Below are 15,052 nucleotides of genomic sequence, written 5' to 3'. Positions count from 1 at the left end.
CCACCCCCGATCGCCAGTCGGCCCCCATCGTCTAGCGGCCCAGGACGTCGCCCTTTCAAGGCGGTAGCACGGGTTCGAATCCCGTTGGGGGCACCCGAGGGTAGTCGATCGACTACCCAATGAACTTAATAGGCTAGTTGGGTCAGCACTTTCTCACCCAAAGAGTCCCCATAGTCGCATCACGCTTCCATTTCAGGTGCCGACGGTCTTTGCGCGCCACGAACCCGGTCCCGCGGGCTGCACGGGTTCGCCCCTTCCTGGACGGGCGGCCCACCAGTCGGATCTGATCGACTTCGGAACGTCGCATGCCACGTCCAGCAGAGAGCCCGGCCGCGCGTCGTTGCGCACTTGCACCCGCACTCGAGACGTCGCGGCCCGAACCCGGGCGATCCGTCGGGTGGCGTTTCACGGCCCCAGCTCACCCCACCGACCGGCATCGGCCGGCACCCATGCGGGCACGACCGGGCCGCCGCTCGCAAGCGCTCAATGAGTGCTAGCATTGCGAGCGCTCAACAAGCACTCGTCGAGGAGAGTGGTGGATGTGGCGGCGGACAACGCGATCAAGCAGCGGCGCGCGGAGCTGAACCTCACCCAGCAGGAGGCTGCGCGGCGTGCTGACGTGTCCCTCGCGACCTGGCGACGTTTCGAGAACACAGCGGCCGATATCGGCGCGCTGGACGGGTTCCGGATGGACAACCTGCAAGGGTTCGCACGCGCGCTGAAGCTCAGTCTCGCGGCGCTGCGTCGACTGGCCGGCGCCGAACCCGGGGACGAGTCGGAGGTAGGCGAGGGCGAACGGCCTGTCGTCGTCGACCGACAAACGGTCGACCTGGTGAGGCTGTTCAACAAGTCGTTCACCGGTGACCCGCTTACACCGGCCGACGCCATGGCCCTGTCCACGACTATCGACTTCTCCGACTTCGCACCCACCTCAGACGGCGAGCTGCACCTGGACAGCTCGTTCGGTCACGAGTTCGCCGCCTATCTGAAGGGAGAGGCGACCCTCCGCGACGTCCCCCTGCTGTGCGACCTGCCCGAACTGGCTCTCACCCAGGTCAACAACCACTGGCTGGTGCGCATGGGCGAGCGCATCATGCGGATCGGCAGCGAACTCGGAGAGGGACGCCTCCCCCACCCGCGGTGCCTCGCCGACGAGTACGCGCTGTGGCTCGTCATCCAGAACACCGACCCGCCCCAGATCGGCGACGTTCTCGACACGTTTCCCGGACTGCGCGACACGGAGGATGTGTTCGGCTACGACGCCGACGTGGACGATCCCGACGACGAGGCAGGCACCAGGGAGACGTGGATGAACCGTATGGTGGGCGGCCTCCTTCCACCCGACGACAGCCACGACCATCGCCGGTACGACCTGGCAGTCATGGAAGCGTTCGGGCAGGGCATCTACGACCCCACCGACCCCCGGCACCCCCTGCGCTGGTTCGACCGAGACGACCTCCGGGAAAGGTGCGCATCAGAGCTCGCCGTCGTCAGATTGCCGAAAGAAGAGCAAGACGCACGCGCCGCCGAAGTACTCAACCGCATGTCAGATCTGATGGCTCCAGAAAAGACCAAGAAATCGCATTAGGCGAAGTTCACCAGCAGTGAAACGCCCTGGATTCGGTGGAGGCCGGCCCGTTTGAGAGGATCATTTCGCGTCTGCTCCCAGGAAGTGTCGCGATGAACCAGTATGGTTGCTCCGCATGACCGAGATCACCGCGGGTCTCATCCGCGATTTGCTGCGGGACCAGCATCCGGACCTGGCCGAGCTGCCGCTGCGCGAGGTGGAGGGCGGCTGGGGGAACCAGATGTGGCGCCTCGGGGACGAGTTGGTCGTGCGGATCCAGCGCATGGACACCGACCCCGATCACCAGCTCAAGGAGCGCCGGTGGCTGCCGCTGCTCGCCCCACGCCTGCCGCTGCCAATCCCCGTCCCGGTGCGCAGTGGTGCGTCCTCCGAGCGGTTCCCCAAGATCTGGACGGTCATGACGTGGGTGCCGGGCCTGCCGCTGGACCACGGGTCGATCACCCGCAGCGAGCGCGCGGCCGACACCCTGGCGGCGTTCCTCCGGGCGTTGCATGTGGCGGCGCCCGGCGACGCACCGGCTGATACGGGCCGCGGAGCGCACCCCGAGGACTGCACGGACGGCTTCGACCGGTTCTTCGACTCCGTCGACGCTGACGCGATCGGCTCCGATGCCGCCGACGTCCGGGCTGTCTGGGACGACGCCGTGGCGGCCCCCGTATGGGAGGGTCCGCCGGTGTGGGTGCACGGCGATCTGCACCCCGCGAACGTCGTCGTCGCGGACGGGACGCTGGCGGGCGTTGTCGACTTCGGCGACCTGTTCGTCGGAGACCCGGCGTCGGACCTGGCGGCCGCCTGGGTGTTGCTGCCGGCTGGCGCGGCCGCACGCTTCTTCGCCGCGTACGCGGCGGCCGACGAGGCGACGGTCCGGCGTGCCCGCGGGTTGGCCGCGCTGAAGAGCCTCTTCCTGATGCTGATGGGCCAGAACGGGGACCGCGGCCTGCCCGGCGGCAAGCCGACGTGGGGTCCGGCGGGAAGGGCGGCGCTCGACCGGGTCCTGAGCGAGCGTTTGACCCGATTCCACTATTAGACGCTGCGGATCCGCTTGGCATCACATGCTCACCTCAATCCCGGTACCGCCCCAGGGCCCCGGCAAAGTTGTCGCTTAGCAAGCAAGCTTCATGATCGCCTCTAGTGGGCGTTCGGGGTGGCGGGCGTGGTGACGGATTCCTGCGGCGATGTTCGCGACGCCGGCCAGGCGCAGGACCGCGATCGCCCGGTTACGCAGGCTGGCCATGACGTGGGGCGCGTGACCGGTCCAGACCTGGCTGAAGTCCTCACCGAAGGTGACGTCGCGGACCCAGTGCAGCCGGTTCTCGACCAGCCAGTGCTCCCGGGCGAACGCGGCGAGCTGGGTCGGGCTGGTCTGATGGGTCGGGAGACTGGTGATCAGCTACTAGGCGACCTCGGTCTCGGCGGGCCCGTCGGCGAGCGGCCGGCGTCGGCGGGTGATCCGCACCGCCTGCACGGCGTGCGGGAACAGCAGCCCAGCGCGGACCTCGGTGGCTTTCACGGTGCGCTGCTCGCGGCGGCCGTGGCCCCGCTCGACGGTCCGCGCGGAGGTCGTAACCTGACGCCAGGGCAGGGCTGCGAGCTGGGCATACAGGCTGGGCTGGTTCGCCTTCATCGTCAGCAGGTAGTGCGCTCCGCGGCCGACCAGCCAGCGAGCGGTCTCGGTCCGGGTATGCAGAGCATCCGCCGTGACGATCACACCGGTCAGATTGAGGCCGGCGAGCAGGACCGACAGCGCGGGGATCTCGTTCGTCTTCGCGTCCCCCGCGACCTGGCCAAGCACACCGGTGTCATGGTCCAGCGCGGCGAGCAGATGCCGACCCGCAGCGTCGCCGGTGCGGGAACCACGCAGGGTCTTGACGTCGACCGCGACCCGCCGCCGTGTCCCGGTGTCCGGGCTGGTCGCCACGGCGGCCCACACGCCCAGCGCCGTGTCCAGCGCGCCGGCGTCAAGCGCGGCGAACACCCGGCGGAACGTTGACTCGTCGGGCACCCGGACGATACCAAGCAGTTCAGCGACCGCCAGGCCGGCATCGGCGGCCCACTCACCGATCGCGGTGAACGACCGCGCGCCGGCGAGCACTGCGCACGTCGCCAAAGTCAGCACCACGGCCAGGCTGTGCCGTCTTCCTTGGGGTTTGCGCGGATCCGGGACCCGGTCGAAGACCGCCAGCAGAACCGACGCCGACGACGGCCGGTAATGACCATCGGTGACGGTGGCAGCCAGATGATCGAGAACAGGGACAGGCGGTGATACTGGTACGGCGGGCACGGCACCTCGGGTCGATCATGATGGCGTAGGAACCTTCATGATCTTCAGGTGTCGTGCCCGTGCCCACGGGGCCCCCGACCACATGCCCGCATCCCGCTACACAGCCCCACCAGAAACCCCAGGCCTGACCACCACCTACGCGTCAGCAAACTTGCCGGGGCCCTGGGTACTGCCCCGGCCGAACTGCGACGGGACAACACGCCGCCGGGCACCGTTGCCCCGTCAAGGATCCAGGTGAGGCCAGATTGCGGACGGCCTCGGCACTCCGTGGAAACACACAGCAGAAGAGTGCGGACGAAGCCCGGAGGCGTCCGTCCGAGCAACGTTCGCGGTCGAGCACTCCAAGCCGATGCAAACCCGCTCGACTACGGAAGGCGACGGAGGGGTGGCCACGCCGCCATTCCCCACAACCCCATCGGATGTTTTCGATCGATTTCATTGAGTATGACTTCTTGCAGCTCATGGACACAGATCCGACCATCAATCTTGATCCACACACAGAGGATGCGCCGCGTCAAGGCGTAGATAGCAGTCGGATCGACTGTAACTTTACGTAGTTTTCTTGACACACCAATAATCCACATATAACGTTCCTTCTGGCCGACGAAAGCCTCCAGCATTCACGTCCATTATCAGTCAGATTGCTGTTGAATAGGCCTTCAAGGCTTTGCAAAATTCGCGAAGGCGCACACAAGGGGGATGTGTGGGACTGGAAGACGGCGCCCATAGCCGAACAGTCACGATTTCGAGCCAGGCGACAACTGCAGAAGGCCTCGTAGTTCGAAAGGCCCGCACCTCACGCGAGCTGGCTCGGATCCAGTTGCACCGCATTGTTCACCTATGGCGCAGTGACCCTCATGTCGTTTCCTCCCGGAAGGTCGATACGGAGGGAGTCGACGTACCAGACCAGCGTTCGCACGTGTACTACATCCAGTATCTGGACGGCATCGCGGCGTCGATCCGCTACTCGGCAGAGGTCGAAGACTGGTTTCCGCAGTTCGATCTGCCCTCCCGTCACGCCATCCTCGGTTCACTCGACGGCGAATACGACGGCGAATACGTCGAGATATCGCGGCTGCTGGTAGATTCGAGGCACCGAGGCACCGAAATACTTGACATTCTCGTGGGCGACTCCGCTGAGCAGCTGCTCGAGGAGCTTGACTGCCGGCAGTGGTTCGCCGTCTGCAAGCCGAGACTGGCAGTCCTGTACTCGCGTCGGTTCGGTGCTCGGATACTCTCACACCACACGCTCTCGCACGGCTCTGCCAGCTCCCAGCGATACGCCGTGGTTCAGGGGCACATCCTCGAGTTAGTCGAACGCTCGCAACAGCGTCGCCGTGTTACGCCGCGTCGGACCGTCTCCCCGGCGATCGCATAAAAAATCTACGAAACTCCAGTACAGCCGACCAACCGAGTTGATCCCCACTAACACAGGCTCCATCGGCAGCAGGGTCGGCGTCACTAGATCTGGCGGTAGGCAGCGCTTCAGATATGCCATGCCTCTCCGACCTGACAATCACGAACCAAAAATCAAGCCGTTGACAATATCGCGCATTTCATGATTGAGACCCTTCGTTCACCTTTCCCATCCGGGCCTGGTGTCCATCTTTAAAAGCCCATCCCCGGGCCTTCTACCTCTTTTTCTGTCGTTCAGCTCTCTCGCCCGACAGTATTTACATCTATCGCACCTTATTCACGGTGACCTCGTCTCAAGGGCCTGTTCACCGACGTCCCCAATGCCGACGCCGAGCCTTCCATAGTAGATACCAGCCTCATTACGGCCCACAAGGGGCGGCAAATCTCGACGACAAGATCCGTTCAATCAGGTGGCGGTGTTCGAGGCCTGTCTTCGACACCTCGACCGTCATCCCATGTCGGCCGTCCGTACCGAACAACGAAAATAGGAGAGAATCCATGGAACACTTCTTCGCTGAACTCGACAAAATCGCCGCCGTCAAGTGGGCTGAGATCCATAAGATGCCCTTCTGGCAGCACCTTCGCAACGAAGGTCTGAACCGCGAGCTCTACTACCTTCTCATGCGCGAGATTTATCACTACACGCGCCACAACACCCAGAACCAGGCCCTCGCCGCGGTCAACGTCTTCTCCGACCAACTGCCCCTCCTGCGTTTCGCGACTCATCACGCGTACGCCGAGGCCGGTCACGACCAGATGGTCATCCACGACCTCGCCGCCGCCGACTACGACACCGAACCGGTCGCGAACAGCCGGCCTCTGCCCGAGTCGCTGGCCTTCATCTCATATCTCTACCGAATAGCGATGTTGGAGGGAGCAGTTGCGCGCCTCGGTTACAGCTACTGGGCCGAGAGCTGCTACACACATATTCGTGACCTGACGGACGCCATGCGTGCGATGGGTCTGGGCGACGACCAGATGACCTTCTTCGTCGAGCACTCGACGATCGACGAGGCCCACTTCAACGGGGTGCGCCGGGCGATCAAGGAGGCCGTTCGCAGCGAAGAGGACAGAGTGGCGATCCGCCGGGTCCTGGAGGAGTCGCTACACCTGCAGGGGCTGCTGCTCGACGGCGTCTTCCGGGCCTACGTTGCCGGCAGGGCGCTGGCCGCCACCTCCCGGTGAAGGGCTTGGAGCGGCCCACGTACTCCGAGGTGATGGAGGACTGGTGGGTCATCAAACGCTCTCTACAGATCCAGCCGGGTGACACTGTCGTCACAATCGCGTCGGGTGGCGACAACGCCTTCAACGCGGCGTGCACCAGCGCGGCGGAGGTCATCGCGGTGGACGTCTCTTCCGCGCAGATCGAGCTCTGCAAGGCCAAACAGCGGCTGATGACAGCGGCCACCTACGGCGACTTCGCCGTTGCGATGGGGTATCAAAAAGCACCGAGTCACGAAGTGCATCGGATACTTGACCAACACGCCGCCGCTGTCCCGCTCCGGGAGCTGCAGCGGTCCGAGGTATCCAAATCGGGCGGTCTCGCGGCCTTCTCCCACCTCGAGGAGTTCCTCGAAGGCCTGCGGCGAGGCCTGGCCACGGCGGGAGACGACGCGCTCCGTCTCATCCTCAACACTTCTTCCCCGTCGCGGCGACTGGAACTCTGGGAAGCCCACCTGGCCGGCCCCTCGGTTGTCTCCTTTCTCGACGACTATCTCGCGGACGAGAAGATCTCGGGCGCATTCATTCCAAGCTGGGCATTTCCCATGATGGCAGAGGTCCCATTCTCGCATTTCTTTCACAACATCATGTTTCGACAGATGGTGACGCGATATGCAAAAGAAAACTATTTCTTCTCCCGGCTTGTATCGGGTGCCTGGTCCGAAGAGGCGGAGCTTCCCGAATTCGCTCGTCCAGACAGCTTCGACACCGTTCGCCAGACGAGCAGAAAAATCCAGTGGGTTGTCGCCGATCTCGCCGATGCCCTTGAGTCCCTCCCACCCAGGTCCGTCGACGCGATAAATCTCAGCAACATTCTCGACTGGTGCGACGAAGAATCCTACCTGACTGTCTGGCAGGCAGTCAGCCGTGTCTCGCGCCCGGGTGCACGGGTTTTCCTCCGATCCTTTCTCAGAGAACGGGCGCTGCCAGAGTGCGCCGGCGGGTGGAACCTCGACTCCAGCCTCTCAAAATCAAACATCTCACTGGACCGCATCGGATACTACTCCCGCTATGAGTCCTGGACTCGCCCGCAGAGCACCACCGAGAGCGCGTGAAGCCAAGCATAGGAGACGTGGCGGAGTCTTCGGAAGATTCCGCTGCCTCTCCAGCAAGATCGCTGGCCCGGTCTCGTGCTCTCGCTACGACCGCCATTGCCCAGAACGCCTACCTGTTCTGCCGGCAGCTCACCGAGGGCTACATCTGCCGGATCGTGAACGATATTTGCGTGGTCGAGGCACCCGCCTGTGCGCTGTATCCGATGCTGCCACGCGTGGTCCACGCCTATATTCTCGGCCGGGCGCCCGAGGGTGCCACAGTCGACTGGAGAATCGAGCACTCCGCGAGCGAGCAGCACATCTTCTCCTTCGCACCGCCGGCGATTTCTTTGTCGGTCCCCAGCTATCATCCCGTTGCGACCGAACACTATGTCCGCCTTGCGCTTCGGGGTAGCGCTCAGGCGTGCCCAGAGAATCGGGAGTACAGCCTGCACAGGCTGGGTGACGACGCTCATCCGGAGTTGGCTCGTCTGTATCGCGAGACGGGAGTCAGCAGATATCATCTCGGCGCGCTCCGGGATGGATTCTTCCTCGGCCTCTTCCATGGCCCCGACCTGGTCGGGGCGATCGGCACACATTTCGTAGACCACAAATTCTCAATCGCAATGGTCGGATTCCTGGTGGTGCGCAGCGAGTTCCGTGGCCATGGACTTGCATACTGGCTGACCTCCCGACATCTGAGCTTGCTAAGACCTCACTTCACCACAATTGTCTGCGATGTCGAGCCATCGAACGCACCGTCGCTCAGCCTCCTCGAACGAGCCGGCTACATGCGACTGCCGGGCCTCTTCAAAGGCGCCATGCTAGAAAGGAACGGGGATGCTCAAGAAGTTTCTTGAGACCTGCGAGCGGGCACCCGATCGCATATTCCTGACCGATGACGTCCGGGGCACGCGCCGTACTTTCACCCGTGAGCAGCTCCTCGCCCTGGCCGTGTCCTTCGCGGATTCCTTCAGGGATCGCGGCGTCGGCCGCGGTGACCGGGTCCTCGTCACGGTGCGCAACTCCGTAGAATGGGTGGCCATCGATCTGGCGGCCCAGTTGCTGGGAGCGCTGCCACTCGCATTGGCCCCTGGCGCGGCGACCCACCAGAAGCGGAGTTTCGTTGAGCTCCTCACGCCCTCCGTCATCGTCGCGGAGGAGTCGGACCCGCTGCTACTCGAGACCGGATCGCCTGCTGCGGTCCTGGTCCGTGAGCTAATCGCGGAACACGCGGTGGATCGGCCCATCGATCTATCCCGATTCCCCATTGAGCATGACGACAACGCCGTGCTCTATCTCGCAAGCACGTCAGGCACCACCGGTGGATACAAAGCGTGCGCTATTCGCTACCGTAATGCACGGTACGCCTGCGAGATCTTCACGAAAAAGATTCCGTTAGGGGAGCGTGACCGGAATCTGATCTTCCTGCCACTCGCTCAGACCCGCGTCAACGATCTCTATTTCTTCCTGGAGTGCGCGGGAACGATTGGCTTCGCGAATCCTTATCGCGATCTAGTACACCAGCTGGTCCAGTACCGGCCAACGTTCGTCGCGAGCCCACCGGTGTTCTTCCAGGATATTGCCACGGTCCATGCGGACCTCCTGGGCTCGATGAGCCTGGCCGAACTGCTGGGCGGGGCATCCAAGCTCTACACTGGGACGACTCCGGTGGCACCGTCTCTGCTGGCCTATTACCGGGCGCATGGTCTTCCACTGTACGAAGGATATGGGATGACCGAGTGCTGCTCGCTCGCGACCTTCAATTTTCCGTCAGGATTTCGAGAAGGAACTGTAGGCTTGCCGCACGACGGAGTCGATGTCAAGACCGCCGATGACGGTGAGATACTCGTCCGAGGCGAGTCGGTGTTTGCCGGGTACTGGGGGAACGAAGGGGCGACTGCCGATACCTTGGTCGACGGTTGGCTGCGCACCGGCGACGTAGGAGACCTCGACGACGACGGCTTTCTCGTCCTCAGAGGGCGCAAGAAGGACTCGATCTGCCTTAAGACCGGGAAGAAGCTTTTTCCGAAGGAGCTGGAAGGTCTACTCTCATCGGCGCCGAACTGCCAGCAGATCGCATTCGTCGGAAACACCCTCGAACGCGCGGTGGCCGTGGTCCATCTCCGACCGAACACCGCCGCGAATCGTACCGCGTTTCTGGACGAACTCCGCCGCCACGTGGCCCGGCTGCCGTTTGACGAACGCATCAATGACGTCGTGTTTCTCGACGCACCGCTCGATGTCGAGAAGGGCGAGATGACAGCAACCGGTAAGCCCGTGCGCAAGCGCATCGAGCAAAACTACTGGGCAAGGATTCTGGAGGTGACGCAGTGACACTGACACACCACTCCGCAGGTGTGCTTGAGCTCGGTGGGATCGCGGGGATCACAGCCCGCTACCGTAGTGGCGACCTCACGCCAGTCGACCTGCTTGAGATGAGCTTGCGGCAGGTCGAGCAGCTCGGTGTCCGCTCGAACGCGATCGTCCATCTCCGATCCGATGACGCCGGCGCTGAGGCGAGAGCATCAGCCGAGCGCTATCGGAATGGTCAGCCGCTCAGCGCGCTTGACGGCATCGTAGTCACGGTCAAGGATGCGCTGGAGGTGGCAGGCGCGCCCTTTACCAGCGGGTCACTGTTCTTTCGCGATAGAGTCGGAGTCTCGGACGCGAGGGCGGTGGCGCGACTGCGCGCCGCCGGTGCCATCGTCCTGGGCAAGACAAACTGCGCCGAGCTAACCCTTGGCCTGACATCGGACAATCCGCTCTTCGGCGCGGTGGCCAATCCCGACGATCCGCACCTTGACGCGGGCGGGTCAAGCTCGGGTGACGCCGTCGCGGTTCGGCTCGGCTGCGCGAGTCTGGGCATTGCGTCAGACCTCGCCGGTTCACTGCGCCTGCCGGCTGCGTGGTCTGGGTGCTTCTCTTTGAAGCCGACCCCGGGGCTGGTGCCGGCCCAGGGACACAGCCCGGACGCCTGGCACGAGGTGGCGGTTCTCGGCGCGCTCGCATCATCGGTTGATGATCTGCGGTATTTTCTCGGAGTGATGTCCGCCCACGATCCGCTGAACCCGTACTCGGTACCAGTTGGACCTACATCGGCGGGCAGCACTGGATTTGCTATAGTGTGCGACCAAATCGGGCCGGTCCCCTTGGACCCCGGCGTCGCGGCCGCGCTGTCCCAAGTCAGCGCGATCGTCTCCTCGCTCGGTTTCACCATCCTGGATGAGGGTGCCGAGTTCCTTGACCAGTCCGAGGATTTCTTCTGGGCGCTGGCCGGCGGCTACGGTGGTGATCCAAACGACCTCGGCCTGTTCATGGCGCATCCAGAACTGATCGGGCCGACACTGCAGAATTTCCTTGAGCTCGCGGCGAGCAGCCCGGTGGATCTAGCCGACTTCGCGCGAGCCGCCATCAAACGACACAACCTGCGGACGGATGCAGCCGAGCTGTTCGGACGGGCAGACGTCATCCTGCTTCCGGCTTCGCCCGTCACCGCCCAGCCGTCAGGAGTTCAGACTGTCCAATACGACGGGGGCGAGGCGCATCTGTTGGCAGCCCAGCGCTGTACCTGGATGGTGTCGATGCTCGGTCTGCCGGCCGTTACGATACCTGTCCGTCTGCAGTCCGGCCTTCACGCCGGGATCCAGATTGTCGGACCCGCCTGGTCCGAGGAGAGACTGCTTGATCTGGCTGACCGCATCGTCAGGGCGGAAGTCGGCCCGACGGGGAGCACACTCACATGCCCACGTTGACGCTCACGCAGGCACAGACAGAGCTGCGTGATTCCGTTCGCGCTTATGCGCGCGGCACCCTGCTACCGCTGGGACGTGAATGCGACGCACGCCGACAAGCACTGCCCGAGTCCGCGGCCTGGGAGATAAACCAACGCTTCGGCCGGGCTGCGATCCCGAAGGAGTACGGGGGCAATGGGCTCGATCTGGTTTCCGTCGGGATCATCTTGGAGGAGCTCGCGTATGCCGACCTCGGATGCACTGACATCATCGGTGGCAACACACTCGGGCTGACCCCGATCCTGCAGTTCGGTGACTACGGTCTGCGGGAACGCTTCGGAAAAATCATCCGAGACGACGTGGACGGCCGGGTCTTCTTCGCGGTCGCCGGTACTGAACCAGAGTCCGGATCAGACGTACTGAGCGCCGCCAGGACCGGTACTGGCCTGAATACCTGGGCTGAGAGGGACGAGAGCGGCTGGGTGGTGCGCGGCGTCAAACGATTTATCTCCAACGGGCCGATCGCCTCGTATGTCGTCACGCTCTGTGCTTCGCGCGAAGGCCCAGTCCTCCTGGTGGTCGACACGACGAGCGAGGGATTTCGCGTCGGTGCCGAGCCCGCGAAGCTCGGGCACCGCACGAGCCGTGTGGGAGAACTACATTTCGACGATGTTTTCGTGCCCGCGGACCACCTCGTGGGGGTGGCTGGCCAGGGTGCGCACATCTTCACCTCGACCCTCGCGCTCGCCCGGCCGGGAGTGGGAATCTCCAGCGCGGGCGTGGCCAAACGGGCTTACGACATCGCTTTCGAATACTGCCGGAACCGGGTGCAGAACGGCAGGGCGCTGGTCGAGCACCAGGCTGTCCAGGTGAGGCTCGCGCGTCTGGCGACTCGCGTGGCTGCGGTTCGCGCCTTTGCCTACACGGCGTTCCTCCAGGCCGAGGACACGGACCGTCTGGATGACAAGCTGGCCATCATGGTGAAGACCTATTGTTCCGAGCAGGCGACTGAGGTGGTCTCGGAAGCCATGCAGCTGATGGGCGGAAACGGATATATGGAGGAGTTTCCGATGGAGAAACTATACCGGGACGTGAGATTGAACCAGCTGTACGAGGGCGAGAACAACTATCTCATGATTCTGTTGGGTGAGCTGATTGCCTCATGACTGTCGAAGTCGAAGGAGGTGACCTGGAGCTCGCCGCTGCCTTGCTGCGGAGGTATCCGCTCTGCGAGCTCGTCGATTTCGTTGAGGACGACTATCTAGTCTCACGTGTCCCGCTCACTGTACTGAAAGCCACCGAAGGAGATTTGACGCTCCTCGGGCATGTCAGCAGAACCAATCCGCATCCGAGGGCCTGGCCACGGCCACACCCCACCCTCGGCCTGGTGGCCGGCGCCCATACCTACGTCTCACCGACCTGCTACGAGCGTCAGCCCGCTGTACCGACCTGGAACTACTGCTCGGTCAAATTCACTGGCAGGATCGAGCTGATAGAAGATGGCGAGGATTCTTTCGAAGCCCTCCTGACGACGGCGAGCGAAATAGATCCCAAGCTCCTGTATGGCGAGCATATGGGCGACACACTCAGCTATTATCAGAAGCTTCTACCGGCCATCCTGACGTTCCGGTACCATATCGATCAGGTAAAAATCACACAGAAGACGAGCGGCCATCGGTCCGATGTCGACCGGGCGGCGATCTCTGCCTTTGCGAGTAGAACACCTTTCAGCTCCGGTGACGACTATCGCGACCTGGTCGAATGGCTGGACGCAGGGCAGTGGAAGGCGACCGCCCAGGCGGAGGAGCCCAGCGCCTCCGGCACGTGATCAGCAGAATCGCAGCCCCGGCAGTCACCGATTCGTGTGGTTGTTGAAGGCCGGCCTGCGGCATGCCGGCCCGCCCACGACGGTGCCGCATGCCCTGCCGGCGTGAGCGGAAGGAGACAGCCTGTGGAACGTTCCCTGTCCTGGGACCAGGGTGCCATCGTCGCGGTCGACCAGCGGGCACTCCCCCGTGAGCTGCGCCTACTCAGACTGACATCCGTCCACGAACTCGTCGAGGCCATCTCCAGTCTAGCGATCCGCGGTGCGCCCGCGATAGGTGTGGCCGCGGCGCTGGGAGTCGCACTTTCCAGCGCGCTGAACACCACAGAGGGAGTGGTCGACGAGGCCGCGGTACGGAGGGACGCGGCGCGCCTCACCGCCGCCAGGCCCACCGCGGTGAATCTGGAGTGGGGGGTGAGGCGGGCGTTGAACCGCGTGTCCGAGGGCCCTCGGGCAGTCCTGGCAGAGGCTCTGCGGATGCTGAACGAGGACGAGCAGACGAATCGGGCGGTCTCACGCCGTGTTGCCCAGCTCGTGATGCGGCTGTTCCCGGAACGCCGGGTACGGATACTCACGCACTGCAACACGGGCCGTCTGGCAACCGTGGCCTGGGGCACCGCGCTGGGCGCCATCCGCGAACTGGCGGACCTGGATCGAGTGCACGAGGTTCTTCTCGGCGAGACGAGACCGCTCCTGCAAGGTGCCCGCCTCACTGCCTGGGAGCTAGCGGAGGCCGGAATTCCTCACCGGTTATGCGTCGACTCCGCCGGCGCCGCCGCGCTGTATCGCGGGATGGTGGACTGTGTGCTCGTCGGAGCAGACCGGATTGCCGCGAACGGTGACGTGGCGAACAAGATTGGCACGTACGCGTTAGCAGCCGCCGCCCGGCACGCAGGTGTGCCGTTCCTCGTGGCGAGCCCGGAGTCCTCCCTCGATGCGGCGCTCGCCACCGGTAGCGAGATCGTGATCGAAGAACGGCGGTCGGACGAGGTGACACATTTCGCGGGAATGCAGGTCGCGCCGACAGGTACCACCGTATTCAATCCTGCCTTCGATATCACTCCGACCGATCTGGTCACTGCCGTCATAACCGAGAATAATATTCTCGCCAACGGCGTTGAAGTAGCAGATCAGCCGCTCGACCCGCTCATCGGTCGATAAACACAACAGGGGTACACCGGCTGTGCGAGGTTTTTATCGTGAGGCTGGAATGAACTATCGAACCTGGCGTTGTGGTGGCCGGGAGGAACGTCGTGTCCGCCCCCACCGACTAACAGGGTGGAATGAATGACGACGAACCCGGCAGATCGTGATCGACGGGATCTAGTACTGACCGCCCGCCGGTTGTACGCACGCGGCTGGATGGAGGGTACTGCGGGGAATCTGTCAATCCGACGTGGAGACCTGGACGCGGCCATATCCATCACGGCGAGCGGACGCGAGAAGGGTGACCTGACCCCACAGGACATCACCGAGGTTGACATCGAGACTGGCCGTCCCGCGTCCGGAGGTCCTCGGCCTTCGGCCGAGACCGCGATTCATCTCGCTTTGTATCAGGCCTTTCCAGATTGCCAAGCTGTCGCGCATGCCCATCCACCGTTCGCGACGACCATCTCGGCACAGGCCGCGCGGCAGGGTCTCGGTTCCGTCGACTTTGAGAACTATGAGATCATCAAGGCCTTCGGGGGCTCGGACGACCCCCAGATCAGTCTTCCGGTCTTCCGGAACCATCGCGACGTCTCGCGGATCGCAGCCGACGTCCGCGACTACTACGCAGCCGGGCCCGGGCGGTCGCACTCCCCGAACATTTTTTTGATCTCCTACCACGGTGCCACTGCCTGGGGCAGCGACCTGGCCTCAGCCCGAATCCAGCTGGAAAGCCTTGAGATCCTGTGCCGCCTCTACCTTCTCGATCAATTGACGGTTGCGGTAGGCGGAATAGAAATGAGCTGA

14 protein-coding genes and 1 tRNA gene are annotated in these 15,052 nt (G+C 63.6%); 13 read left to right on the top strand and 2 right to left on the bottom strand.

Annotated elements, in window-relative coordinates; genetic code table 11:
• The first annotated feature begins 20 nt into the window (after positions 1 to 20).
• From MXD60_RS10900 to MXD60_RS10890, 3 genes are all read left to right on the top strand, one after another.
• Positions 21 to 93: transfer RNA gene (locus MXD60_RS10900), tRNA-Glu, on the top strand.
• A gap of 448 nt (positions 94 to 541) precedes the next feature.
• Complete coding sequence (locus tag MXD60_RS10895; RefSeq protein WP_248818901.1) at positions 542 to 1,588, top strand: helix-turn-helix domain-containing protein; 1,047 nt, start codon at positions 542 to 544, stop codon at positions 1,586 to 1,588.
• A 115-nt stretch (positions 1,589 to 1,703) separates the two neighbouring features.
• A complete protein-coding gene (locus tag MXD60_RS10890; RefSeq protein WP_248818900.1) occupies positions 1,704 to 2,615 on the top strand; it encodes a phosphotransferase in 912 nt (303 codons plus the stop codon).
• 366 nt (positions 2,616 to 2,981) lie between these two features.
• Here MXD60_RS10890 and MXD60_RS10885 read toward each other — a convergent pair whose 3' ends face one another.
• On the bottom strand, positions 2,982 to 3,869 hold the full coding sequence (locus MXD60_RS10885) for an ISAs1 family transposase (protein ID WP_308222432.1): 888 nt from the start codon (positions 3,867 to 3,869) through the stop codon (positions 2,982 to 2,984).
• Between the two features lie 365 nt (positions 3,870 to 4,234).
• On the bottom strand, positions 4,235 to 4,489 hold the full coding sequence (locus MXD60_RS10880) for a hypothetical protein (protein WP_248818898.1): 255 nt from the start codon (positions 4,487 to 4,489) through the stop codon (positions 4,235 to 4,237).
• 299 nt (positions 4,490 to 4,788) lie between these two features.
• Between MXD60_RS10880 and MXD60_RS10875 the strand changes: the two genes are divergently transcribed.
• The 10 genes from MXD60_RS10875 to mtnB all read left to right on the top strand — a co-directional run bounded on the left by MXD60_RS10875 (position 4,789) and on the right by mtnB (position 15,052).
• Positions 4,789 to 5,247 carry a hypothetical protein gene (locus tag MXD60_RS10875; RefSeq protein WP_248818897.1) on the top strand — a complete coding sequence of 153 codons (459 nt, stop codon included), beginning with the start codon at positions 4,789 to 4,791 and terminating at the stop codon, positions 5,245 to 5,247.
• 536 nt (positions 5,248 to 5,783) lie between these two features.
• The gene (locus tag MXD60_RS10870) at positions 5,784 to 6,470 is read left to right on the top strand and encodes an iron-containing redox enzyme family protein (RefSeq protein ID WP_248818896.1); all 687 of its coding nucleotides are present in this window, start codon (positions 5,784 to 5,786) and stop codon (positions 6,468 to 6,470) included.
• Between the two features lie 29 nt (positions 6,471 to 6,499).
• Entirely contained in the window at positions 6,500 to 7,561 is a 1,062-nt protein-coding gene (locus MXD60_RS10865; RefSeq protein ID WP_308222431.1) for a DUF3419 family protein, read from the top strand.
• Between the two features lie 17 nt (positions 7,562 to 7,578).
• On the top strand, positions 7,579 to 8,400 hold the full coding sequence (locus tag MXD60_RS10860; RefSeq protein WP_248818895.1) for a GNAT family N-acetyltransferase: 822 nt from the start codon (positions 7,579 to 7,581) through the stop codon (positions 8,398 to 8,400).
• Positions 8,381 to 9,877, top strand: a complete 1,497-nt coding sequence (locus MXD60_RS10855) for an AMP-binding protein (protein ID WP_248818894.1) — start codon at positions 8,381 to 8,383, stop codon at positions 9,875 to 9,877. Before MXD60_RS10860 ends, MXD60_RS10855 begins: the two co-directional genes overlap by 20 nt.
• Positions 9,874 to 11,295 (top strand): amidase, encoded by a 1,422-nt coding sequence (locus MXD60_RS10850; protein ID WP_248818893.1) that lies wholly within the window; start codon positions 9,874 to 9,876, stop codon positions 11,293 to 11,295. Before MXD60_RS10855 ends, MXD60_RS10850 begins: the two co-directional genes overlap by 4 nt.
• Entirely contained in the window at positions 11,283 to 12,440 is a 1,158-nt protein-coding gene (locus tag MXD60_RS10845; protein WP_248818892.1) for an acyl-CoA dehydrogenase family protein, read from the top strand. The genes MXD60_RS10850 and MXD60_RS10845 overlap by 13 nt, the downstream gene beginning before the upstream one ends.
• Complete coding sequence (locus MXD60_RS10840; RefSeq protein WP_248818891.1) at positions 12,437 to 13,102, top strand: FMN-binding negative transcriptional regulator; 666 nt, start codon at positions 12,437 to 12,439, stop codon at positions 13,100 to 13,102. Before MXD60_RS10845 ends, MXD60_RS10840 begins: the two co-directional genes overlap by 4 nt.
• A 123-nt stretch (positions 13,103 to 13,225) precedes the next feature.
• Complete coding sequence (gene mtnA / locus MXD60_RS10835; protein WP_248818890.1) at positions 13,226 to 14,260, top strand: S-methyl-5-thioribose-1-phosphate isomerase; 1,035 nt, start codon at positions 13,226 to 13,228, stop codon at positions 14,258 to 14,260.
• Positions 14,261 to 14,386: 126 nt separating this feature from the next.
• Positions 14,387 to 15,052 carry a methylthioribulose 1-phosphate dehydratase gene (gene mtnB, locus MXD60_RS10830; RefSeq protein ID WP_248818889.1) on the top strand — a complete coding sequence of 222 codons (666 nt, stop codon included), beginning with the start codon at positions 14,387 to 14,389 and terminating at the stop codon, positions 15,050 to 15,052.

This window comes from Frankia sp. AgB32, from assembly GCF_023243045.1.
In the GTDB taxonomy this organism is placed as follows: domain Bacteria; phylum Actinomycetota; class Actinomycetes; order Frankiales; family Frankiaceae; genus Frankia.
This window is presented reverse-complemented; position numbering and strand designations above follow the sequence as displayed.